General features: G+C 70.8%; 19 protein-coding genes and 2 tRNA genes. 9 read left to right on the forward strand and 12 right to left on the reverse strand.

The features are described from left to right. Positions 1-7 precede the first annotated feature (7 nt). Both rsgA and ACFV20_RS26060 read left to right on the forward strand, forming a co-directional pair. Positions 8-1,018, forward strand: coding sequence for a ribosome small subunit-dependent GTPase A (gene rsgA / locus ACFV20_RS26055; protein ID WP_385660203.1), 1,011 nt, complete (start codon positions 8-10; stop codon positions 1,016-1,018). 137 nt (positions 1,019-1,155) lie between these two features. Continuing rightward, positions 1,156-1,479: a DMT family transporter gene (locus tag ACFV20_RS26060; RefSeq protein ID WP_385660205.1), complete on the forward strand. Its 324-nt coding sequence runs from the start codon at positions 1,156-1,158 to the stop codon at positions 1,477-1,479. A 7-nt stretch (positions 1,480-1,486) separates the two neighbouring features. On the opposite strand, the gene ACFV20_RS26065 is transcribed toward ACFV20_RS26060, so the two are convergent. After that, positions 1,487-2,092, reverse strand: coding sequence for a TetR/AcrR family transcriptional regulator (locus ACFV20_RS26065; RefSeq protein WP_385660207.1), 606 nt, complete (start codon positions 2,090-2,092; stop codon positions 1,487-1,489). A 161-nt stretch (positions 2,093-2,253) separates the two neighbouring features. Further along, complete coding sequence (locus tag ACFV20_RS26070; protein ID WP_385660209.1) at positions 2,254-2,814, reverse strand: DUF4097 family beta strand repeat-containing protein; 561 nt, start codon at positions 2,812-2,814, stop codon at positions 2,254-2,256. A gap of 236 nt (positions 2,815-3,050) precedes the next feature. Between ACFV20_RS26070 and ACFV20_RS26075 the strand changes: the two genes are divergently transcribed. The 3 genes from ACFV20_RS26075 (at position 3,051) to ACFV20_RS26085 (ending at position 5,160) form a co-directional block, all read left to right on the forward strand. Further along, a complete protein-coding gene (locus tag ACFV20_RS26075; protein WP_385660211.1) occupies positions 3,051-3,803 on the forward strand; it encodes a helix-turn-helix domain-containing protein in 753 nt (250 codons plus the stop codon). A gap of 33 nt (positions 3,804-3,836) precedes the next feature. Further along, the gene (hisN, locus tag ACFV20_RS26080) at positions 3,837-4,637 is read left to right on the forward strand and encodes a histidinol-phosphatase (RefSeq protein WP_366711890.1); all 801 of its coding nucleotides are present in this window, start codon (positions 3,837-3,839) and stop codon (positions 4,635-4,637) included. A gap of 130 nt (positions 4,638-4,767) precedes the next feature. Continuing rightward, positions 4,768-5,160, forward strand: a complete 393-nt coding sequence (locus tag ACFV20_RS26085) for a cyclic nucleotide-binding/CBS domain-containing protein (protein WP_385660214.1) — start codon at positions 4,768-4,770, stop codon at positions 5,158-5,160. Positions 5,161-5,230: 70 nt separating this feature from the next. On the opposite strand, the gene ACFV20_RS26090 is transcribed toward ACFV20_RS26085, so the two are convergent. Further along, positions 5,231-6,682 carry a catalase gene (locus tag ACFV20_RS26090; RefSeq protein WP_385660216.1) on the reverse strand — a complete coding sequence of 484 codons (1,452 nt, stop codon included), beginning with the start codon at positions 6,680-6,682 and terminating at the stop codon, positions 5,231-5,233. Between the two features lie 145 nt (positions 6,683-6,827). On the opposite strand from ACFV20_RS26090, the gene ACFV20_RS26095 reads away from it, so the two are divergent. Next, on the forward strand, positions 6,828-7,244 hold the full coding sequence (locus ACFV20_RS26095; RefSeq protein WP_062928973.1) for a Fur family transcriptional regulator: 417 nt from the start codon (positions 6,828-6,830) through the stop codon (positions 7,242-7,244). A 190-nt stretch (positions 7,245-7,434) separates the two neighbouring features. Here the strand turns inward: ACFV20_RS26095 and ACFV20_RS26100 are convergent. From ACFV20_RS26100 to ACFV20_RS26115, 4 genes are all read right to left on the reverse strand, one after another. Further along, positions 7,435-7,508, reverse strand: a tRNA-Met gene (locus tag ACFV20_RS26100). A gap of 497 nt (positions 7,509-8,005) precedes the next feature. Beyond that, entirely contained in the window at positions 8,006-9,829 is a 1,824-nt protein-coding gene (locus ACFV20_RS26105; RefSeq protein ID WP_385660219.1) for a tetratricopeptide repeat protein, read from the reverse strand. A 234-nt stretch (positions 9,830-10,063) separates the two neighbouring features. Further along, positions 10,064-10,137 (reverse strand) — tRNA-Met (locus tag ACFV20_RS26110). A 57-nt stretch (positions 10,138-10,194) separates the two neighbouring features. Then, the gene (locus ACFV20_RS26115; protein ID WP_385660309.1) at positions 10,195-13,143 is read right to left on the reverse strand and encodes a UPF0182 family protein; all 2,949 of its coding nucleotides are present in this window, start codon (positions 13,141-13,143) and stop codon (positions 10,195-10,197) included. Positions 13,144-13,306: 163 nt separating this feature from the next. Here ACFV20_RS26115 and ACFV20_RS26120 point away from each other — a divergent pair, with 163 nt between their 5' ends. Continuing rightward, positions 13,307-13,849 carry a PPA1309 family protein gene (locus ACFV20_RS26120; RefSeq protein WP_385660220.1) on the forward strand — a complete coding sequence of 181 codons (543 nt, stop codon included), beginning with the start codon at positions 13,307-13,309 and terminating at the stop codon, positions 13,847-13,849. Positions 13,850-13,915: 66 nt separating this feature from the next. On the opposite strand, the gene ACFV20_RS26125 is transcribed toward ACFV20_RS26120, so the two are convergent. The 4 genes from ACFV20_RS26125 to ACFV20_RS26140 all read right to left on the reverse strand — a co-directional run bounded on the left by ACFV20_RS26125 (position 13,916) and on the right by ACFV20_RS26140 (position 17,244). Beyond that, positions 13,916-15,007: a PDZ domain-containing protein gene (locus tag ACFV20_RS26125; protein ID WP_385660222.1), complete on the reverse strand. Its 1,092-nt coding sequence runs from the start codon at positions 15,005-15,007 to the stop codon at positions 13,916-13,918. A gap of 102 nt (positions 15,008-15,109) precedes the next feature. Continuing rightward, positions 15,110-15,274: a hypothetical protein gene (locus ACFV20_RS26130; RefSeq protein WP_385660225.1), complete on the reverse strand. Its 165-nt coding sequence runs from the start codon at positions 15,272-15,274 to the stop codon at positions 15,110-15,112. A 220-nt stretch (positions 15,275-15,494) separates the two neighbouring features. Then, positions 15,495-15,956, reverse strand: coding sequence for a molybdenum cofactor biosynthesis protein MoaE (locus ACFV20_RS26135; RefSeq protein WP_385660227.1), 462 nt, complete (start codon positions 15,954-15,956; stop codon positions 15,495-15,497). A gap of 166 nt (positions 15,957-16,122) precedes the next feature. Next, positions 16,123-17,244, reverse strand: a complete 1,122-nt coding sequence (locus tag ACFV20_RS26140; RefSeq protein WP_385660229.1) for an SDR family oxidoreductase — start codon at positions 17,242-17,244, stop codon at positions 16,123-16,125. A 192-nt stretch (positions 17,245-17,436) separates the two neighbouring features. On the opposite strand from ACFV20_RS26140, the gene ACFV20_RS26145 reads away from it, so the two are divergent. Both ACFV20_RS26145 and ACFV20_RS26150 read left to right on the forward strand, forming a co-directional pair. Continuing rightward, positions 17,437-18,897: a zinc-dependent metalloprotease gene (locus ACFV20_RS26145; protein WP_385660231.1), complete on the forward strand. Its 1,461-nt coding sequence runs from the start codon at positions 17,437-17,439 to the stop codon at positions 18,895-18,897. Further along, positions 18,894-19,421 (forward strand): NUDIX hydrolase, encoded by a 528-nt coding sequence (locus ACFV20_RS26150; RefSeq protein WP_385660233.1) that lies wholly within the window; start codon positions 18,894-18,896, stop codon positions 19,419-19,421. The genes ACFV20_RS26145 and ACFV20_RS26150 overlap by 4 nt, the downstream gene beginning before the upstream one ends. Positions 19,422-19,604: 183 nt before the next feature. On the opposite strand, the gene ACFV20_RS26155 is transcribed toward ACFV20_RS26150, so the two are convergent. Further along, on the reverse strand, positions 19,605-20,360 hold the full coding sequence (locus ACFV20_RS26155; protein WP_385660235.1) for an AIM24 family protein: 756 nt from the start codon (positions 20,358-20,360) through the stop codon (positions 19,605-19,607).

A 20,360-nucleotide genomic window follows, 5' to 3' on the forward strand; every position in this document is an offset into this window, starting at 1 on the left:
TCACGTCATGCGCCGCTACGGCAAGCACACCGACGAGGACGACATCCGCACCCGTCCGGGCCGCCGCAACACCCGGCCCCGGACGAACATCCGCCCCAAGCACGAGGACGCCGCCGAGGGCCTCGTCCTCACCGTCGACCGGGGCCGCCTGACCTGTCTCGTCGAGGACCGTGTGGTCCTGGCGATGAAGGCCCGCGAGCTGGGCCGCAAAGCGGCGGTGGTCGGCGACCGGGTGGCCCTGGTGGGCGACCTGTCGGGCAAGAAGGACACCCTCGCGCGGATCGTGCGCATCGAGGAGCGGACCTCGGTCCTGCGCCGCACCGCGGACGACGACGATCCGTTCGAGCGGGTGGTCGTCGCCAACGCCGACCAGCTGGCCGTCGTCACCGCCCTCGCCGACCCCGAGCCCCGCCCCCGGCTGATCGACCGCTGTCTGGTCGCGGCCTACGACGGTGGTCTGGATCCGCTGCTGGTGCTGACCAAGTCGGACCTCGCGCCCCCCGAGAAGCTGCTGGAGCTGTACGGCGACCTGGACATCCCCTACGTCGTCACCAGTCGCGCCGAGCTGGAGAGCGGCGTCGCCGTCGACCGGGTGCGGGAGCAGCTCGACGGCAAGATCACGGCGTTCGTCGGGCACTCCGGTGTCGGCAAGACGACCCTGGTGAACGCCCTGGTGCCCGAGGAGCAGCGGCGTTCGACGGGGCATGTGAACGCGGTGACGGGCCGCGGCCGGCACACCACCACCTCGGCACTGGCGCTGCCGCTGTCGGGCAACGACGGCTGGGTCATCGACACGCCGGGCGTGCGGTCCTTCGGACTCAACCACGTGGATCCGTCCCGGGTCATCCACGCCTTCCCCGACCTGGAGCCGGGCACCGAGGGCTGCCCGCGCGCGTGCAGCCACGACGAGCCGGACTGCGCGCTGGACGCGTGGGTGGCCGCGGGGCACGCGGACCCGGCCCGGTTGTACTCGCTGCGGCGGCTGCTGGCCACGCGCGAGCGCAAGGAAGGCGACTGACCTCCGCGTTGTTTGTCCTGGCGTGCGGACGGTAAGTGCATAATCGCACCCAAGCCGGACGCGAGCCCGGCCCGGCCTGACGAGCACGCTGAGACTGATGAAGCGGTCACTGAACGTGGGATACGGGAGGACGACTCATGGCGTGGCTGCTGGTCATCGTGGCCGGGTTGCTCGAGACCGGCTTCGCGGTGTGTCTGAAGCTGTCGCACGGCTTCACCCGGCTCTGGCCCACGGTCGCCTTCTGCATCTTCGCCCTCGGCAGCTTCGGACTGCTGACCCTGGCGCTGAGACGGCTCGACGTGGGTCCCGCCTACGCGGTGTGGACCGGGATCGGGGCGGCGGGAACGGCCATCTACGGCATGGTGTTCCTGGGTGACCTGGTGTCGACGCTGAAGATCGTGTCGATCAGTCTCGTCATCGTCGGGGTGATCGGGCTGCAGCTGTCGGGATCGGCACACTGACGTCCCGTCAGACCTCCTGTCTCCGAAGGGCGCTGCGGACCAGATCGGCGACTCCGCCGTCGCCGGGCGGCGCGGCCACGCACGACAGGGCGAGCCGGACGGCGAGTTCACAGGAGCGGGCCAGGTCGGCGGAGTCGGACTTGGGCGTGCCGGGCCCGGCCAGGAGGCTGACGGCGCGGTCGCGGACGAGGGCGACGAAGTCACCGGGGGTGGGCAGCGGCCCGTCGGCGCGGCGCTGTGCCGGTACCGCCGAGGCGGACGGCACGGCGGTCAGGGCCGGGGCGGGCAGCCGCTCACTCCAGCAGCCGGTGAGCATGGCCCGTACGAGGACGTTGTCCCGGGCGGCCGACGCGGTCCACTCGGCGGTGGCGGTGAGCCGGTCACGCGGGTCGCTGTGCCCGGTGAGCGCCCGCTCCACCCCCGCGAGGTACCCGTCGGCCTCTCTGCGCACGAGCGCCCGGGCGAGACCGTCCTTGCTGCCGAACTCGTTGTAGAGGGTCTGCCGGGACACTCCGGCCGCCGCGGCCACGTCCACCATCCGGACGGCGGACCACGGGCGGCGCACCAGCGCCGTGTAGGCGGCGTCCAGTAGGGATTCCCGCGCTGCAGGCATCTTCGCCTCCCCTTGGGGCGAGCGGATCTGCGCCCAGATTTGACGCGCGTGGAACCACTGTCAAGGGTTCGCGAGCGCACCCGGGGGCGCGTTTCGGCCTTGTGGCGCGGGGCGTTGGGGCGAGAGTGGGCCGGCCCTCCACCCGTGCTCCTTCCACGCTGCTAGAGGCTGCGGGCGGTGATGTCGCCCTGGGAGGTGGTGGCGTGGATGGTCAGACCGGCGGCGGCGCCGTCGGTGTTGCTGAGCGCGTTGTGGATGCGGCCGTGGGCGGTGCCGGCGTCCAGGGTCGCGGAGACGCCGCGGGCGGCGCCGACGGTGATGTCGCCGGCGAGCAGGGTGAGGCGGGCGCCGGCGGTCTCGTCGAGCTTGACCTGGCCCTGCGCCGCCTCGAAGGCGACGTCGCCGAGCCGTCCGACGCCGCGCAGTTCACCGGCGGAGGCCTTGCCCGCCAGGTGTGAGCCCGCGGGCAGTTGCACGGTGACCTCGACGGCGCCGGAGTTCCCGAGCATCCGGTTCTTCGCCCCGGGGGCCGTGATGCGCAGGACGCCGTCGTCGTAGCGGACGTCGATCCGCTCGGCGGCCCGCACGTCACGGCTCCTGGCGGCGTCCGCGGGCAGGACCTCGACGGTGGTGTCGGCCCGGTCGGCGGCGATGAGCCGGATGCGCCCGGCGGGGACGTCCAGGACGGCGGAGACGGGGGCGGGGGTGTCGAACTTCTGCATGGTGCTTCTCCTTCGTTCGGTGCGCGCGGCGCGCTGTTTCCGATGATGGAAAAGCTACGTTGCATTCACGGAACAGGCAACGCTTTTGTTGCATGCAATGACGATAGATGCAGCTCAGAATGCATAAATCATTGCAACGGCTATGCCAACGAACGCAACACCGCACGCCACTCCGTTGCAATGAAGTGACGATGAACGCTATGGTGTGACCACCGCGCACCAAGAAGGAGGCCACGATGCCGGGAGGCAGACTCACTCAGCAGGAACGCCAGCAGATCGCGCTGGGGCTGGCCGACGGCCTCGCCTACGCGGAGATCGCCCGGCGCCTGGACCGCCCGACGTCGACAGTCACGCGCGAGGTCATGCGCAACGGCGGCCCCACGGCCTACCGCGCCGACCTGGCCCACCGCGCCACGGAACGCCGCACGCAGCGCCGCAGGCGGACCGTTCCCCGCGACCCGACGGCGCCCCCGCAGACCGACGGGCGGGACGCGGAGGCCCTCCGCGAGTACGAGGAGACGTTCACCACCGTCCTCATGGGGTCGGGCATGCCCAAGATGATGTCCAGGGTGATGGCCTGTCTCTGCATGACCGACTCGGGAAGCCTCACCGCGTCCGAACTCGCCCAGCGGCTCCAGGTCAGCCCGGCCTCCGTGTCCAAGGCGATCACGTTTCTCGACAGCCAGGGCTTCGTCCGCAGGGAGACGGGCGAAGGCCGCCGCGAGCGCTACGTCGTGGACGACGACGTCTGGTACCAGTCGATGCTGGCCAGCGCACGCGCCATCACACAGGTCGTCGGGGTGGCACGGCAGGGCGTGGGCGTGCTGGGCCCCGGCACCCCGGCCGCGGACCGCCTCGAGAACGTGGCCCGTTTCCTCGACTTCGTCTCGGAGAGCACGGCCCGCGCCGCGGAACAGGCACGCGACATCCTGCACACCAGGTCCCAGGCCGCTTCCCACGACACCCCCACCGCCGCAAACCCCCGGTAGCCCCACCCCCACCACGGCAGATAGGTTCGTCGCATGCCCGACTACCTCGACGACCTGCGTCTCGCCCACGTCCTCGCCGACGCCGCCGACGCCGCGACGACGGACCGGTTCAAGGCCCTCGACCTCAAGGTCGAGACCAAACCGGACATGACTCCGGTGAGTGAGGCGGACAAGGCCGCAGAGGAACTCATCCGCGGCCAGCTCCAGCGCGCCCGGCCCAGAGACGCGATCCTGGGCGAGGAGTACGGCGTCGAGGGCACCGGCCCCCGCCGCTGGGTGATCGACCCGATCGACGGCACCAAGAACTACGTGCGGGGCGTGCCCGTGTGGGCCACGCTCATCTCGCTGATGGAGGCCGGCGAAGGCGGCTTCCAGCCCGTCGTCGGGGTCGTCTCCGCCCCCGCCCTCGGCCGGCGCTGGTGGGCGGCGAAGGGCCACGGCGCGTTCTCCGGCCGCAGCCTCACCAAGGCGACCCGGCTGCAGGTCTCCCGTGTCTCCAAGCTCTCCGACGCGTCCTTGGCGTACTCCTCGCTCAGCGGCTGGGAGGAGCAGGGGCGGCTGGACGGCTTCCTGGACCTGACCCGCGAGGTGTGGCGCACGCGCGCGTACGGCGACTTCTGGCCGTACATGATGGTCGCCGAAGGCGCCGTCGACATGTGCGCCGAGCCGGAGCTGTCCCTGTGGGACATGGCCGCCCCGGCCATCGTCGTCACCGAGGCGGGCGGCACCTTCACCGGCCTCGACGCCCGCCCGGGCCCCCACAGCGGCAACGCGGCAGCATCGAACGGCCTGCTGCACGACGAGTTGCTGGGATACCTCAATCAGCGCTACTGAGCCCCCCGTTGTTACCGAGCGCCCCCTTGTTGACCCTCCCTTTACCTGCCACCCTGAGAGTCCCCCCCACTTGTGAATTTGTGAAATTCCGAACGAACGGCGGGGAGACTCCCAGGAGGTGGCTCCATCCATGCTCGTCCGTGACGCCATGAGCACTGTCGTCCTCACGATCGGCCCGACCCACACCCTGCGCCAGGCGGCGGCGCTGATGTCCGCGCGCAAGGTGGGGGCGGCGGTGGTCCACGACCCCGACGCCGGCGGCATCGGCATCCTCACCGAACGCGACATCCTCAACTCCGTGGGCCTGGGCCAGGACCCGGACACGGAACGCGCCCACGCCCACACCACCAACAACGTCGTCTTCGCCGCTCCCGCCTGGACGCTGGAGGAGGCGGCGGCCGCCATGGCGCACGGCGGCTTCCGGCACCTCATCGTGCTGGACGGCGACGAACCCGCGGGCATCGTCTCGGTCCGCGACATCATCCGCTGCTGGGCACCGGCACGCCAGCGGGTCCCGGCCTGACGCAAGGGACGGGCCGGGCCCCGAAGAGGGCCCGGCCCGTCCGCCACCGCAAGCGGTCCAGCGCTGGAGTTCAGCCGCGCAGGGCCTGGACCGCGACCTCCAGCCGCTTGCCGTAGTCTCCGTCGGCCCGACGGAAGTTGTCGATCGCCCGCTCGACGATGTCGTCGCGCGAGACCTTGGCGATGAATCCGGCCAGGTTGGCGACCAGGCGTTCCTTCTCGTCCTCGCTCATCAGGCGGTAGAGGTTGCCCGCCTGCACGAAGTCGTCGTCCTCGGCGTGGACCGGAGCCGGATGGTTGCCCGTCGCGCCGTTCACAGCCGTCGCGGACCACAGCGGACGGTCCGTCTGGTGCGGGCCGCCGAAGCTGTTCGGCTCGTAGTTCTTCGCCCCCTGGTGGCGGCCGTCGTAGAGGTGGCCGTCCCGGGAGTGGGTGCGTGCCACGGTGGCGTGCGGACGGTTCACCGGCAGGTGGTCGGCGTTGATGCCGACGCGGTAGCGGTGGGCGTCGCCGTAGGCGAAGAGGCGGCCCTGGAGCATCTTGTCCGGGGACGGCCCGATGCCCGGCACGAAGTGGGCGGGGCTGAAGATCGACTGCTCGACCTCGGCGAAGACGTTCTGCGGGTTGCGGTTGAGCTCCAGCCGGCCGATCTCGATCACCGGGTAGTCCGCGTGCGGCCAGACCTTGGTCAGGTCGAACGGGTTGAAGCGATATGTCGCCGCTTCGGCCACCGGCATGATCTGCACACCGACGGTCCAGCTCGGGTACTCGCCGCGCTCGATGGCCTGGCGCAGGTCGCGCTGGTGGGAGTCGGGGTCCTCACCCGCGAGCCGGGCGGCCTCGGCACTGGTCAGGTTCCTGATGCCCTGGTCGGTCTTGAAGTGGTACTTCACCCAGAAGGCCTCGCCGGCCGCGTTGCTCCACTGGAAGGTGTGCGAGCCGAAGCCGTCCATGTGACGGTACGAGGCGGGAATGCCCCGGTCACCGAAGAGCCAGGTCACCTGGTGCGTGGACTCGGGCGACAGGCTCCAGAAGTCCCAGACGTTGTCCGCCTCCGTCGAGCCGGTGTACGGGTCCCGCTTCTGGGTGTGGATGAAGTCCGGGAACTTGATGGCGTCCTTGATGAAGAAGACCGGGGTGTTGTTGCCGACGAGGTCGTAGTTGCCCTCCTCGGTGTAGAACTTCAGCGCGAAGCCGCGCGGGTCACGGACGGCGTCCGCCGCGCCCAGGTTGCCGGCCACCGTCGAGAAGCGCAGGAACACCTCGGTCTGCTTGCCGACCTCGGAGAGGAACGCGGCACGCGTGTACGGGGTGACGTCGGCGGTCACCGTGAAGGTGCCGTACGCCCCCGCGCCACGGGCGTGCACCACGCGCTCCGGGATGCGCTCACGGTTGAAGTGGGCCAGCTTCTCGAGCAGCAGCTGGTCCTGGACGAGCACCGGGCCGCCGACGCCCGCGGTCTCGCTGTTCTGGTTGTCGGCGACCGGAGCCCCGGCCTCCGTCGTCAGCGGTCCCTGTGTCACGTGCGCCTCCTGCACCATTCCTGACCGGTCCTGTCCACCGGCCGAAGTCGTTCTCGATCCTACAATGGACAATGTCTAAAGCAAGTCAACCTCTAAACTCACACCTGTTCGGGACCTGGTCCCCTTTGCTGTTAGGCTGGTGGCCATGAGTGACCTTCTGGAACGGCTGCGCGGACGCGGATGGCGGATGACCGCGCAGCGGCGTGTCGTGGCTGAGGTCCTCGACGGCGAACACGTCCATCTGACGGCCGACGAGGTCCATGCCCGGGCCGTCGCCAAGCTGCCCGAGATCTCCCGGGCGACCGTCTACAACACGCTGGGTGAACTCGTGACCCTCGGCGAGGTGCTCGAGGTCTCCACGGACCAGCGCGCCAAGCGGTACGACCCGAACGCCCACCAGCCGCACCACCACCTGGTCTGCGCGCAGTGCGGCGCGATCCGGGACGTCCACCCGACCGGCAATCCGCTGGCGGACCTCCCCGACACCGAGCGCTTCGGCTTCACCGTCTCGGACGTCGAGGTGACGTACCGCGGCGTCTGCCCGAACTGCGCGGCCGCCTGACCGCACGGAACGCGCAGAGAGCCCCGGCACCGATGGGTGCCGGGGCTCTCTGCTGCCGTGCCGTACGCCGGCGGGGCCTTAGGAGATCCCATGGCTCAGGGCCCTCGGGGCACGGGGACACGGGGACGCTCGAGCGCTCAAAACGCACCGAGGGCCGGAACCCTTTCGGATTCCGGCCCTCGGCCTTCAGTAGCGGGGACAGGATTTGAACCTGCGACCTCTGGGTTATGAGCCCAGCGAGCTACCGAGCTGCTCCACCCCGCGTCGGTGAATGCAACGTTACGTCACCGCAGAGGACGGATGCAAATCCATTCCCAGCGCCCCACCCGGGCCACCTCCCGCCCCCCTCCTCGGACCGGCCCCTCAGCCCCTGCCCGGGCCGGCTCCTGCACCCGGGTCAGCCGGCTCTCGCCCGGCCCATCTCCCGCACCCCCACCCGGGCCGCTCCCCGTCGCCGTCGCCCTACCCGGGCCGCTCCCCGTCACCCGTCACCCCACCCAGGCCGCTCCCCGTCGCCCGTCACCCCACCCGGCCCGCCCCGTCGCCGACACCCGGGCCCGGCTCCTGCGCGCCGCGAGGGCGTCGAGCGCGCTCGCGGCGCGGGCGGACGGACCTGGCCCGGCGGCAGGCCGCGGCGGGATGGCAGAGTCGCGCCGACAGCCTCGCCGCCCTGCAGTGTTCCCCAGCCCCCGTGCCTCCGTGCCCCAGGCCCCCAGGCCCCCAGGCCCCCAGGCCCCCAGGCCTCCAGGCCGAGGCAGCGGTCACGCGGACAGTTCCTGCCGCAGCGCGTCCCGCAGGCGCTCCGCCCTCTCGGCGACCGACGCCGGCCCCATCGACATGGCCCGGTCCGCCCAGCGCTGTCCCTCCGCCAGCTCGCCCCGACGCGCGTAGACCAGGGCCAGCCGCAGCGCCGCCCGCCCGTGACCGGCGTCGGCGGCCCGCGTCCACCACACCGCCGCCTCGGGCTCGCTCCCTTCCCTGGCCAGCAGCAGCCCGAGGTTGAACGCGCCGTTGCGGGACCCGGCCTCGGCGGCCTCCCGGTACCACCGCGCCGCCTCCACGACATCGCCCCGGGCCGCCGCCAGCATGCCGACCCGCACCTGCGCCCGCCGGTGCCCCTGGGACGCCGCCCGCTCGTACCACTCCTCGCACTCGCTCCGCCGGTGCACCGGCTCCCCGAGCTCGTGCGCGGGCTCCGGCGGGCGCCGCGCGTCGAGCACCGTCGCCAGGCGGTACGCGGCCTCGGCGCTCCCGCCCCCGGCCGCGCACCGCAGGTGCCGCTCCGCCTCCTGCTCGTCGCCCTCGCGCAGTCGCGCCATGCCGACCTGCAGCGCCGCCTCGGTGTGCCCCGCGGCGGCGGCTCGCTCGTACCAGCCCAGCGCGGCCTGCTCCTCGCCCCGCCCGGCGTGCAGGATGCCGAGGTTGAAGGCGGCGTCGACGCTCCCGGCCTCGGCGGCCTTGGAGAACCACGGCTCCGCGCCCGTCTCGTCGCCGCCCCGCAGCAGCAGGATCGCCAGCGCGTTCGCCGCCTCGCGGTGCCCGGCGTAGGCCGCGCGCCGGTACCACTGCTCGGCCTGCGGCGTGCGCCCCTGCTCGGCGCAGAGCAGCCCGAGGTTGTACGCGCCGTTCACGTCCCCCGCGTCCATGGCGGCCCGGTACCAGCGCTCGGCGGTCTGGGTCTCGCCCCGCTCGGCGTGCAGCGCCCCCAGCGCGTTCGCCGCGTTGCCGTCGCCGTCCTGGGCGGCGCGCAGCCACCACACGGCGGCGTTCTCGGTGTCTCCCGCGTCGCGCAGCAGGAAGCCGAGCGCGCACGCTGCACGCGCCTCGCCGTCCTTGGCGGACGTCAGGTACCAGCGTCCGGCCTCCTTGAGCTCGCCGCGCCTCTCCAGGATCGTCCCGAGGTGCAGCGCGGCCCGCCGGTGGCCGCGCGCGGCGGCCTGCCGGTACCACTGCTCGGCCTCCTCGGGCGCCTGGACACCGTTGTCGCCGCCGGCCTCGCGCGCCGCCTTCCGGTCCAGCGCCCGCGCGAGCCGGTACGCCGCCTCCCGGTGCCCACGCTCGGCCGCGGTCCGCATCCATCGCTCGGCCGCGGCGTCACCGCGGTGCTCCAGCAGATCGGCGAGCGCGTAGGCGCCCAGGGTGTGGCCCTGTTCGGCGGACTGGCGCAGCCAGTACTCGGCGGCGGGCTCGTCGCCGCGCTCGCGGTGGTGCCGCCCAAGGGCGTGCGCGGCCGCCGTGGAACCGGCGACGGCGGCGATCCGCCACCAGCCGGCCGCCTCGTCGGCGTACCCCCGCTGATGCAGGAGGACCCCCAGGTTGTTGGCGGCCGCCCGGTCGCCCGCGGCGGTGGCGGCACGCAGATGAGGCTCGGCACCGTCGAGGTCACCACGGCGCAGCAACATGGCCCCGAGGACACTCATCGCCTCGACGTCGCCGGCCTCCGCGGCGAGCCGCTGACGCAGCTCCTCGGCCGCCTCGTCGGCGATCTCCCCGGTCTCGTCCGGGGTCTCGGTGTCCTCCCGGCTGGAAGGCTGCACAAAACGCCCTGTCTCGAACAGAGTTGCCTTGTCCCCCATAACGTCCATCGTCGCACCACCTGCAACCTGGGTACACCTGGTATACCGCAGCCAGTGAGGTCACTTCAGCGTTTTGTCGACATGCCCACAGAGAGACAAGTCAAACACAGATCGGCCAACTCCCCCCGGCGGCGCGGCCACAGCCGACGCCAGCACATGCGTTCACACATCACGAAGGCCCGGATTCCTCTGTGGAATCCGGGCCTTCGGTGTCGCTCCGTCACTCGGACATCGCGACTTCAGTAGCGGGGACAGGATTTGAACCTGCGACCTCTGGGTTATGAGCCCAGCGAGCTACCGAGCTGCTCCACCCCGCGCCGTTGTGTTCACCACCGTATCACGGCGCGGGGTGGGCATTTGACCAGGCCAGGGGCCTAGCTGCTGGGCTTGGGACTCGGACTGCCGCTGGGGCTGCCGCTCGGCTTGCCGCCGGGCTTGCTCTCGCCGCCCCCGGCACCGCCCGACCGGCTCGCCTCGGACTGCGCGTCCTCGGCCCGCCGCAGCGCGTCCTCAAGGTCCTTCTGCGCCTTGCCGTACGCCTCCCAGTCGTTCTTCTTCAGGGCCTCCTGACCCGCGTCGAACGCCTTCTGGGCGTCCTCCAAGGCCTGTTGGACCGTTGGGTTGTCGGACGTCGGCGGTGGCGTCGTATCGCCCTTGTCCGGTGGCTCGGTGGTCGGGCCGTCCGCTCCGAAGACCTTGTTGAGGGCTTCGTCGAGGGTGTTCTCGAACGCCGTCTGGCCTCCGTAGGTGACCAGCACCTTGCGCAGCAGCGGGTACTTCAGCCCGCCACCGCGGACGTAGACCGGCTCCACGTACAGCAGTCCGCCGTCGAGCGGCACCGTGAGGAGGTTGCCGTACTCGACCTCGGAGTCGCCGCCTCTCAGGAGCCTGATGGACTCGGCGATGTCCTCTTGCGAGTTGAACTGGCTCTGGACCTGCTTGGGTCCGTTGACCGTGGTGTTGGTCGGCAGTTTCAGGATTCTGATCTTGCCGTAGTCGCCGGCGCCCGCCTCGGCGTCGACCGCCATGAACGCGCTGAGGTTGTCACGTCCGTTGGGCGTGAAGGTCGTCGTCAGCGAGAACGCCTGCGCCTGCTGGTCCGGCATCTTCATGCTCAGGTAGTACGGCGGCACCGCGCTGCCCGACCGGTTCGTCGGGTCGTCCGGCACCTGCCACACCTCGCTGCCGCTCAGGAACGTCGTCGCGTCCTTCACGTGGTAGCGCGTGAGCAGCTCCCGCTGGACCTTGAACAGGTCCTGCGGGTAGCGCAGGTGGTCCATCAGGTCCTTGGAGATCGCGCCCTTGGGCTCGACCGTGTCCGGGAAGGCCTTCATCCAGGTCTTCAGGACCGGGTCCTTGGTGTCCCACTGGTAGAGCTTGACCTTGCCGGAGTAGGCGTCGACGGTCGCCTTCACCGAGTTGCGGATGTAGTTGACCTGGTTCTGCTGGGCCACCACCGCGCGGTTGTCGTTGGTGGCGGTCAGCGAGTCGGCCGTGGTGTCGCCGAGGGTCGTACGCGAGGAGTACGGGTAACCGTTCGTCGTCGTGTACGCGTCGACGATCCACTGGATGCGCCCGTTGACCACCGCCGGATAGGCGTCGCCGTCGATCGTCAGCCAGGGGGCGACCGCCTCGACGCGCTCCTTGGGCGTGCGGTTGTACAGGATCCGCGAACCGTCACCGATGGCACCGGAGTACAGGATCTGCGGCTCGCCGAACGCCACCGCGTACGCGGCCCGGTTGACCGGGTTGGAGAGATCGACCCCGCTGTCGCCCTTGTAGCTGGTGGTCTTCTCGCCGTTGTCGTCGGAGTAGTCGATCTCCTTCTGGGGACCGCCGACGATCGAGTACGTGGTCGTCTTCTCGCCGTAGTAGACCCGCTGCTCGTACGTACCGAGGTCGCCCTTGGACGGCAGGTCGGACTCCGTGAAGTTCGGCCGGCCCTGGGCGTCGGCGCTGGTGCCCTCGGCGGCGACCACTCCGTATCCGTGGGTGTAACGGAAGTGGTTGTTGATCCAGTTCTTCTTCGGAATGCCCGCGAGGTTGATCTCACGCAGACCGAGGACCGTGTCCTGGTCCTTGCCGTCCTTGGGGTAACGGTCGACGTCCAGATTGGTCGGGAACGCGTAGTAGTTCCTGATCTGCTGGAGCTGCTGGAACGTCGGCGAGACGATGTTCGGGTCCATGATCCGGATGCTCGCCGTGGCGGGGACCTCGTCGCGCAGCGTCGTCTTGTCCTCGGTCTTGCTCGTGCCCGAGTAGTCCGTGACCTTGGTGCCGTCGATGCCGTACGCCTGGCGCGTGGCCTCGAGGTTCTTCTCGACGTACGGCGCTTCCTTGGCCTGCTCGTTCGGCTGGACCTGGAACTTCTGCACGATCGCGGGGTACAGCCCGCCGATGAGGATCGCGGAGAGCACCATCAGGCCGAAGCCGATCACGGGCAGCTGCCAGGTGCGCCGCCAGATGGTGGCGAAGAACAGCAGCGCGCAGATGACGGCGATGCAGAACAGGATCGTCTTGGCCGGCAGGTAGGCGTTGGCGTCGACGTACCTCAGGCCCGTCCAGTTGTCGGTCGCCCTGAAGTCACTGGACTTGACCGCCAGTCCGTACCGGTCGAGCCAGTACGCGACCGCCTTGAGGGCGACGAAGATGCCGATGAGCACCGACAGGTGCCCGGTGGCCGCGGCCGTGGCGCGGGCGCCGGGGCTCGTGACGCGCAGCCCGCCGTACAGGTAGTGCGTGAGCGCGGCGGCGATCACGGACAGGATCGCGGCGGCGAAGCCGAAGCCGAGCAGGAACCGGTACCAGGGCAGGTCGAAGGCATAGAAGGAGACGTCCAGGTTGAACTGGGGGTCCTTCTCCCCGAAGGGCACGCCGTTGACCCACATCAGCCACGTCCGCCACTGGCCGGAGGCGGAGGCGCCGGCGATCAGGCCCACGAGGGCGGTGATCCCGAGCAGCAGCCACTTCTTGTAGGGCGCGATGCTCATCCGGTAGCGGTCGAGGTTCTGCTGCTCCATCGACATGGCGCTCAGCGGCGGCCGCAGCCGGTGCGCCAGCCAGATGTTGAAGCCGACGGCGAGGGCCATGAGCAGGCCGAAGACGAAGAAGAGCCCGATCTTGGTCCACAGGGTGGTGGTGAAGACCGAGGAGTAGTTCACCGAGCGGTACCAGAGCCAGTCCGTCCAGAAGCCCGCGAACATGGTGAACGCCATGCCGAGAACGGCCAGGACGCCCAGCGTCATGAGCAGGGTCCGGACACGCCGGGACGGGCGGCCCACTCTCATCCGCGGCCCTGTCGGGCCTCCGCCGCGGTCCGGCATCTGGAAAGCCAAGGTGCGCACCTCGAAGTTCGCTGTTGATCGGTCAGGCCCGCGTCTTCACGGACCGTGCGTGGCCCCCGTGATCGTGGGCCCCCACCTATGCAACTTACTCACCGTTTACTCGGTTCCCGATTCCGGCCGGGAACGAGGCAGGATTGTGACCATGTCCAACACTCCCATGGCTGCGAACCCGCTCACCCGGGCCGTTCTCGAGATCGACGAGTACGTCTCCGGCCTCGGCTGGGACCAGTCAGCCCGCCTTTTCGCCCTCGTCGACACCGCACGGCTTCGGGCCGATGAGCCCTCGCTCGCCGACCGGCTCGGTCTGGGGGACGAGTCGGAGCATTCCGGCCTGACCCCGATCGAGCAGGACGAAGTGCCAACGGGCAAGCCGCTCGACGAGTTCCTCGCCACCATCGCCTGGCCCGACGCGGTGGCCGGCTGCGCCCTCGCCGTGGAGCGCCTGATGCTGCCGCCGTCCGCGGAGGCCCAGGTTCCGAAGGGTCTGAGCGAGGCCGAGCTCACGAAGTGGGTGGCCGACCACCCGGACCGCCAGGAGGTCCGCATGACGGTCGCGGTGCTGCGCGACGGCGCGCGTGAGTCGGCCCTGCGGCTGCGCGAGAAGGACTCCCCCACCGAGGTCCTGACCGGCTCCGACCTGGTCCCGGGGCTGGCGGAGGCGCTGGCGGCGACGTTCGAGGAGTAGCCCCCCAGGGTCCAGGAGTGGTCCCGCGGGACCGTGCGGTGTGCCGCCCCGGTCTTCGGTCCGGGGCTACTTACCGCACTTCGGCAGGTCGGCGGTGTCGCCGCCGCGGATGTCCTTCAGGGCACCGAGGGCGTCCTTGATCGTGCCCACCTTGACCAGGGTGAGGCCGTCGGGGGTGTCCTTGGCGGCGGCCGCGCAGTTGTCGGCGGGCGTCAGGAAGTACTGCGCGCCCTTGGCCCGCGCGCCCACGGTCTTCATCTCGATGCCTCCGATCGGCCCGACCTTGCCGGCGTCGTCGATCGTGCCGGTGCCGGCCACGAACTTGCCTCCGGTCAGGCTGCCCGGGGTGAGCTTGTCGTAGATGCCGAGCGCGAACATCAGCCCGGCGCTCGGACCGCCGACGTCCGCGAGCTTGATGTCGATGGTGAACGGGAAGGTGTGGTCGGTGCCCGCGGAGATCCCCACGATGGCGCGCTTCTCACCGGTGTCGTCGGACGTCGTGGTGGTCATGGTCACGTCCTGCGACCCGGTCGGCGTCCGCTTCTCCTTCTCCGCGGCGGTCTGCTCCTTGGCGGGGATGATCGTGAAGCGGACCTGCTGACCCGGCTTGTGCCGGGTGACGAGCTTGGCGACGTCGGCCGGTTCCTTCACCGCCGTGCCGTCGACGGCCTTGATCACGTCCCCGGCGTGCAGCTTGCCCTCCGCGGGGGATCCCTTGACGACCGTGGAGACGATCACCCAGGACTTCACGGGGACGTCCAGCTGCTTCAGGGCGGCGACCTTGGCGCTCTCCTGGGACTGGCTGAACTCCTCGGCGTTCTCCTGGGTGGACTGCTCCTCGGTCTTGCCGTCCGGATAGAGCGTCTCGTGCGGCACGACCTTGTTGTCGTGGGCGAGCCAGCCGTAGACGGCCTCGACCAGGTTCATCCGGTAGTCGGCGCTCGTCACCCGGACCGTCGTCATGTTCAGGTGGCCACTGGTCGCGTAGGTCTTCCTGCCCGCGATCTGCAGCACCGGCTCACCGTCGTGATCGCCCAGCGTGTTCACCGTCGGCCCCGGTGACATCTCCGAGTACGGCACGGGGATGAACACTCCCGCGCACAGGAGCGCGATCAGCATCAGGGTGGAGGCGAGCATCGTCGCGGTGCGGCGTGGCATGAGTCGACAGTACGGGACGGTCCTGTCAGCGCACCGTCAGGGCCGCCCGTCCGGGGCGACCCTGACCTGCACAACGCGTGTGACCTGCTGTTTCCTCGGCCGTCAGGCCCGCGTTCGGGGCTTCTCCATGGCCTCGCGGAAGCGGGCGTAGCCGATGAGCTCGGGCCCGTCGTTGCGGACCTTGCGGGTCCGGTTGGCCCAACTGCCCCAGAGCCCCGCGCCGATGGCAGCCACAAGCGGAATCAGCAACCAGGCGAGCGCCGCCATGCCGACCTCCAACCCCTTCGAGCATCCGCAACTGACTGATCAGCAGATTAACCATCCGCAGTGACAACGCTCACGCCAGGGGTGCGGTTACGCAACCGGAGGCCGGCCTCCGGAACCGGCACGCGGGCTGACGGGCTCAGAAGGCGGACCCACCGGCTCAGGCCGGCGGACTTACGGGGGCGGAAGGCGGACTCCAGGGGCAGCGGGCGGACTCAGGGGGTCAGCAGGCGCCGACCCACTCCTCGGTGCCGTCGGAGAACTTCTGGTGCTTCCAGATGGGCACTTCGTGCTTGAGGTCGTCGATCAGCTTGCGGCAGGCCTCGAAGGCCTCTCCGCGGTGCGGGCAGGAGACGGCGACGACGACGGCGAGGTCCCCGACCCGCAGGTCGCCCACACGGTGCACGGCCGCGAGGGCCCGCACCGGGAACTCGGCGGCGACCTTCTCGGCGACGCGCCGCATCTCGGCCTCGGCGCTGGGGTGGCACGTATACCCCAGCTCGTCCACGTCGGCGCCTCCGTCGTGGTTCCGCACGGTCCCCACGAAGAGCGCGGTGCCGCCGGACGCGTCATCCCCGACGGCCCGGAACACCTCGTCCAGGGAGAGGGCCGAGTCCCGGATCCCGATCAGCTTGATCGGATCCTGCGCGGCCTGCTCACCGGGGTGATCGTTCGTGGTTGCCATGGGTCCATCGTGCCGCACGCGACCGGCAGCGCGGAATAGAGCTATCGACCGGCACGCGCGCGTACGCGTTTGGAGCCTCCTACAGGGGCGGCACCTGCGGTGCCTCCCCGCAGGCACATCACGCTGCCGAAGCGTCCCTCGGATCCGCCTGAGCGGAGGGGGGTCCTCAGATCCGCCGCCGGGCCTTGCGTGCCCGCCGCACCACAGCGGCCGCACCGAGCAGCGCCACCGTCGCGCCGGCGGCACCCGCGGCCGTCGCGTCCTTGCGGCCCAGCCGCCGTCCGGCGACCGTGTGCCGGCCGGAGACCTCCTCCAGGAGTTGCGCCAGCACCTCCTCGTTGGTGTACCGCGGCCGCCACCCGGCGTCGTGCAGCCTGCTGCCGCTCACCACCCAGGGGTACATCGTGTACGCCAGGTCCCCCGCGGGCGACGGCGTGAGCCCGATGCGGTGCAGCCGCGCCGCCGCACCCAGCGCGACCGCCGACGGCAGCTCCATCCGCCGGATCCCGCTGAGCTCCTCGACCTCCTCCTGCTCCAGCCAGCCGTCGCAGCCGACGGTCAGCTCGCCGTCGACCTTCTCCAGAACGGCGTACTCCAGCGCGCTGCACAGGTCGTCGACGTGGCAGAACTGCCATGCCGGCCGCGACCCGGCGACGACGAGGAGCCGAGGAGATTCGAAGTACCTGGTCAGCGCCGTGTCGGTGCCTCCGACCAGCACGGCCGGCCGGACCACGGTGACATTGAGCCCGGGGTGCGCCCGGGGCGCGCGCCGCGCGAGCCGTTCGATCTCCAGCAGGTCGCCGACGCCCGTCGCCTCGGCCGTGGCGCGCAGCTCGGCATCCTCGGACAACGGCAGCTCGTTGTCGGGCAGCGCCCCGTAGACCATCGCCGAGGTGCACAGCACGACCCGGTGCACTCCGGCGGCGGCCGCCGCCGTCAGAACCGTCTGCGTCCCCCGTACGTTGTAGGCCGTTCGGGCGGCTGCGTCGGTTTCCAGGTCGAGGTCGAGCGCCAGGTGCACCACCACGTCGGCCCCGCGCAGTTTGTCCGCGATGGCCGGGTCCCGCACGTCCAGGATGTGCCACTGGGCCGCAGCGCACTCGCCGCGCCGCTCGTCGATGGCGAGGACCTGCTTGACCTCGTCGGATGCGGCCAGCCGCTCCGTGAGCAGGGCTCCTACGCCGTACGCGGCGCCGGTGACCGCGACGACGGGGCCGCGCGCCGCGGGACTCGCGGAACTGGTTGACTGGTTTCGCGCTGCGCGAACCTGCGGATCTGGGGAACTCACCGGGCGTCTCCAGCGGTTGTCTTCAGTACGAGCGCGTCCGACGCGTGCGTACCAGGTGGCATCCATCCTGCCGCAGGCCGTCACCCGGCGAAGCACCGAGGCCCGATCCGCCCCGGGTGTCTACGCTGGGTGGTGTTGTCGGGCAGCCGTGCCGCCGGAAAGAACCGGCGGCCCTACCAGCCGAGGAATCCCGTGAGTGACACCCCATTCGGATTCGGCCTTCCGCCGGAGGAGCCGGACGACGGCGACGAGGGCAAGAAGAAGGACCAGCAGAGCGGTGGTGGTCAGGGACCGGCCAACCCGTTCGGTTTCGGCGGCCTGCCCGGAGCCGGTGGCTTCGGCCAGGGCCCCGGTGGCCCTGGCGGCCCCGGTGCGGACAATCCGTTCGCAGCCATGTTCGGGTCGCTGAACCCCACCGACCTGGGCGCCGCGTTCCAGCAGCTGGGCCAGATGCTCTCCTACGAGGGCGGCCCGGTGAACTGGGACATGGCCAAGCAGATCGCCCGCCAGACGGTCTCCCAGGGCAGTCCCGACGGCACCAAGGACGCCAGTGTCGGCCCCGCCGACCGCAAGGCCGTCGAGGAAGCCGTCCGCCTGGCCGACCTGTGGCTCGACGACGCCACGTCTCTGCCCTCCGGCGCCGCTTCCGCGGTGGCCTGGAGCCGCGCGGAGTGGGTCGAGGCCACCCTGCCCGCCTGGAAGGAACTGGTCGACCCGGTGGCCGAGCGCGTCGGCACCGCCATGGGCGACGTCCTGCCGGAGGAGATGCAGGCCATGGCCGGCCCGCTGATCGGCATGATGCGCTCGATGGGCGGCGCCATGTTCGGCACGCAGATCGGGCAGGCCGTCGGTGTGCTCGCCGGTGAGGTCGTCGGCTCGTCCGACGTCGGCCTGCCGCTCGGGCCGGCCGGAAAGGCCGCGCTGCTGCCGGTCAACATCGAGACCTTCGGCAAGGACCTGAGCGTCCCGCAGGAGGAGGTGCGGCTGTATCTCGCCCTGCGCGAGGCCGCCCACCAGCGCCTCTTCGCGCACGTGCCGTGGCTGCGCTCGCACCTGTTCGGCGCGGTCGACGGCTACGCCCGCGGGATCAAGGTCGACACGGCCAAGCTGGAGGACGTGGTCGGCCAGTTCGACCCGCAGAACCCGGAGCAGCTGCAGGAGGCCCTCCAGCAGGGCATGTTCCAGCCGGAGGACACGCCCGAGCAGAAGGCCGCCCTGGCCCGTCTGGAGACGGCTCTGGCGCTCGTGGAGGGCTGGGTCGACGCGGTGGTCCACGCCGCCGCGAAGCCCCGCCTGGCGTCCGCCGACGCGCTCCGCGAGACGCTGCGCCGCCGCCGCGCCTCGGGCGGTCCGGCCGAGCAGACGTTCGCCACGCTGATCGGCCTGGAGCTGCGTCCGCGCCGCCTGCGGGACGCCTCCCGTCTGTGGGCCTCGCTCACGGACGCGCGCGGGGTCGACGGCCGGGACGCCCTGTGGCACCACCCGGACATGCTGCCGACCGCGAGCGACCTGGACGACCCGGACGGTTTCGTGCACCGGGAGCAGATCGACTTCTCCGAGCTGGACAAGATGCTCGGCGAGGCGGCGGACAAGCCCGACCTCAAGAAGAAGGACGAGGGCGAAGGCGAGAACAAGGGCGACGACGCCGGGTGAGCCTGTACGACGACGTGGTCCTCGTGCTGAAGGGGTACGAGGACCAGCCCGAGCTGCGCCAGGCCTATCTGGATCACCTGGCGGACCACCCGGACGGCCTGTGGAAGGCCTGTCACGCGGGGCACATCACGGCGAGTGCCCTGGTGATCGATCCCGAGGGCGGCCGGGTGCTGCTGACCCTGCACAAGAAGCTCCGGATGTGGCTGCAGATGGGCGGCCACTGCGAGCCGGGCGACGCCTCCCTCGCCGAGGCGGCCCTGCGTGAGGCGACGGAGGAGTCCGGTGTCCCGGGTCTCTCCCTGCTGCCCGGCGGCCCGGTGCGCCTGGACCGGCACTCGATCCCGCCGCCGTGCCACTGCCACTTCGACGTCCAGTACGCGGTCGTGGCCCCACCGGACGCCCCGCACGCGATCAGCGACGAGTCACTGGACGTGCGCTGGTTCGGCTACGACGAGGTGGCCGAGGTGGCGGACGAGTCGGTCGTGCAACTGCTGACGGCGACCCGCGCGAGGCTCGCGAAGTGAGTCACAGGTAGGACATGAGGCAAAGGTAGGGGGCGGCCGCAATGGCGGCCGCCCCCTACCTTTCCTGGTGACGGCGGGTGCGCCCCTTCAGGGGCGCGGGGAACTGCACAACCGGCCACGGACGACCCGCAAACAGGGCCTTGCCGCACCCACTCCGGCCCCTCCGCCGACCCCGCGAAGCGCTCAGCTCCAGACGTTGCCCTGGTTCTGCCCCCGCGCTCCCTGCTGGCCCATGCCGTACTGCGCGGCGAGACCCGAGCCGATCTGGGCGTTCTGCGGCGGCAGCAGTTCACTCGGCTGGACCAGCGCGTAGCCGGTGCCCATGAAGCTCAGCTCCCAGCCCTCACCCGTGCTGCCGCGCCGCCTCCACACCCCGGAGGAGTGCGTCTGGGCCTGCATCTGCACCCTCAGGCTCGTCGACCAGGCGACGATCGCGTCGGCGTCGCAGTTGACGTACTTGTCCGGCGTCACCTGCACCAGCAGCGGCATGCCGGAGGTCATCAGGGCGACCTTGCCCCGGCCCGAGATGTTGAGCTGGTACTTCCCGGAGCCGGAGATGCCGTAGAGGCTGTCCACGGCGATGACCTCGTGGTGGAGGGAGGAGTCCATCGCCAGCACATAGCTGCTGTCGACGGTGAGGCCGTCCTGGTCCACCTCCATGACGTGGACGTGCTGCTTGAGGTTGGCGAGGTAGACCGTGCCCTGCCCGTGGCAGCGCATGAGGTCCAGCCCCTCCCCGGTCTGAGCACGCGCGCGGGACTGCTGGTTGCTCTGGTACTCGGCGTCGAACTCGACGAGTCCCTGGTAGGCGACCATGGTGCCCTTGCGGGCCAGGACGTCGTCGTGGCCCTCCAGGGCGACACGCAGCATCTGCTTGTTCTGCAGGCTCCAGCGCTCCTGGGTCTGCTGCTCGTTGTAGGCGAAAATCGGGCTCTGCAT

Source organism: Streptomyces sp. NPDC059696 (assembly GCF_042733745.1).
Taxonomy (GTDB): Bacteria; Actinomycetota; Actinomycetes; order Streptomycetales; family Streptomycetaceae; genus Streptomyces.

What these genes read in the sequence shown, in the direction of transcription:
- rsgA (WP_385660203.1), top strand. Translation starts at nt 8, where the DNA reads ATGCGCCGCTACGGCAAGCACACCGACGAGGACGACATCCGCACCCGT.
- ACFV20_RS26060 (WP_385660205.1), top strand. Translation starts at nt 1,156, where the DNA reads ATGGCGTGGCTGCTGGTCATCGTGGCCGGGTTGCTCGAGACCGGCTTC.
- ACFV20_RS26065 (WP_385660207.1), bottom strand. Translation starts at nt 2,092, where the DNA reads ATGCCTGCAGCGCGGGAATCCCTACTGGACGCCGCCTACACGGCGCTG.
- ACFV20_RS26070 (WP_385660209.1), bottom strand. Translation starts at nt 2,814, where the DNA reads ATGCAGAAGTTCGACACCCCCGCCCCCGTCTCCGCCGTCCTGGACGTC.
- ACFV20_RS26075 (WP_385660211.1), top strand. Translation starts at nt 3,051, where the DNA reads ATGCCGGGAGGCAGACTCACTCAGCAGGAACGCCAGCAGATCGCGCTG.
- hisN (WP_366711890.1), top strand. Translation starts at nt 3,837, where the DNA reads ATGCCCGACTACCTCGACGACCTGCGTCTCGCCCACGTCCTCGCCGAC.
- ACFV20_RS26085 (WP_385660214.1), top strand. Translation starts at nt 4,768, where the DNA reads ATGCTCGTCCGTGACGCCATGAGCACTGTCGTCCTCACGATCGGCCCG.
- ACFV20_RS26095 (WP_062928973.1), top strand. Translation starts at nt 6,828, where the DNA reads ATGAGTGACCTTCTGGAACGGCTGCGCGGACGCGGATGGCGGATGACC.
- ACFV20_RS26105 (WP_385660219.1), bottom strand. Translation starts at nt 9,829, where the DNA reads ATGGACGTTATGGGGGACAAGGCAACTCTGTTCGAGACAGGGCGTTTT.
- ACFV20_RS26115 (WP_385660309.1), bottom strand. Translation starts at nt 13,143, where the DNA reads ATGCCGGACCGCGGCGGAGGCCCGACAGGGCCGCGGATGAGAGTGGGC.
- ACFV20_RS26120 (WP_385660220.1), top strand. Translation starts at nt 13,307, where the DNA reads ATGTCCAACACTCCCATGGCTGCGAACCCGCTCACCCGGGCCGTTCTC.
- ACFV20_RS26125 (WP_385660222.1), bottom strand. Translation starts at nt 15,007, where the DNA reads ATGCCACGCCGCACCGCGACGATGCTCGCCTCCACCCTGATGCTGATC.
- ACFV20_RS26130 (WP_385660225.1), bottom strand. Translation starts at nt 15,274, where the DNA reads ATGGCGGCGCTCGCCTGGTTGCTGATTCCGCTTGTGGCTGCCATCGGC.
- ACFV20_RS26135 (WP_385660227.1), bottom strand. Translation starts at nt 15,956, where the DNA reads ATGGCAACCACGAACGATCACCCCGGTGAGCAGGCCGCGCAGGATCCG.
- ACFV20_RS26155 (WP_385660235.1), bottom strand. Translation starts at nt 20,360, where the DNA reads ATGCAGAGCCCGATTTTCGCCTACAACGAGCAGCAGACCCAGGAGCGC.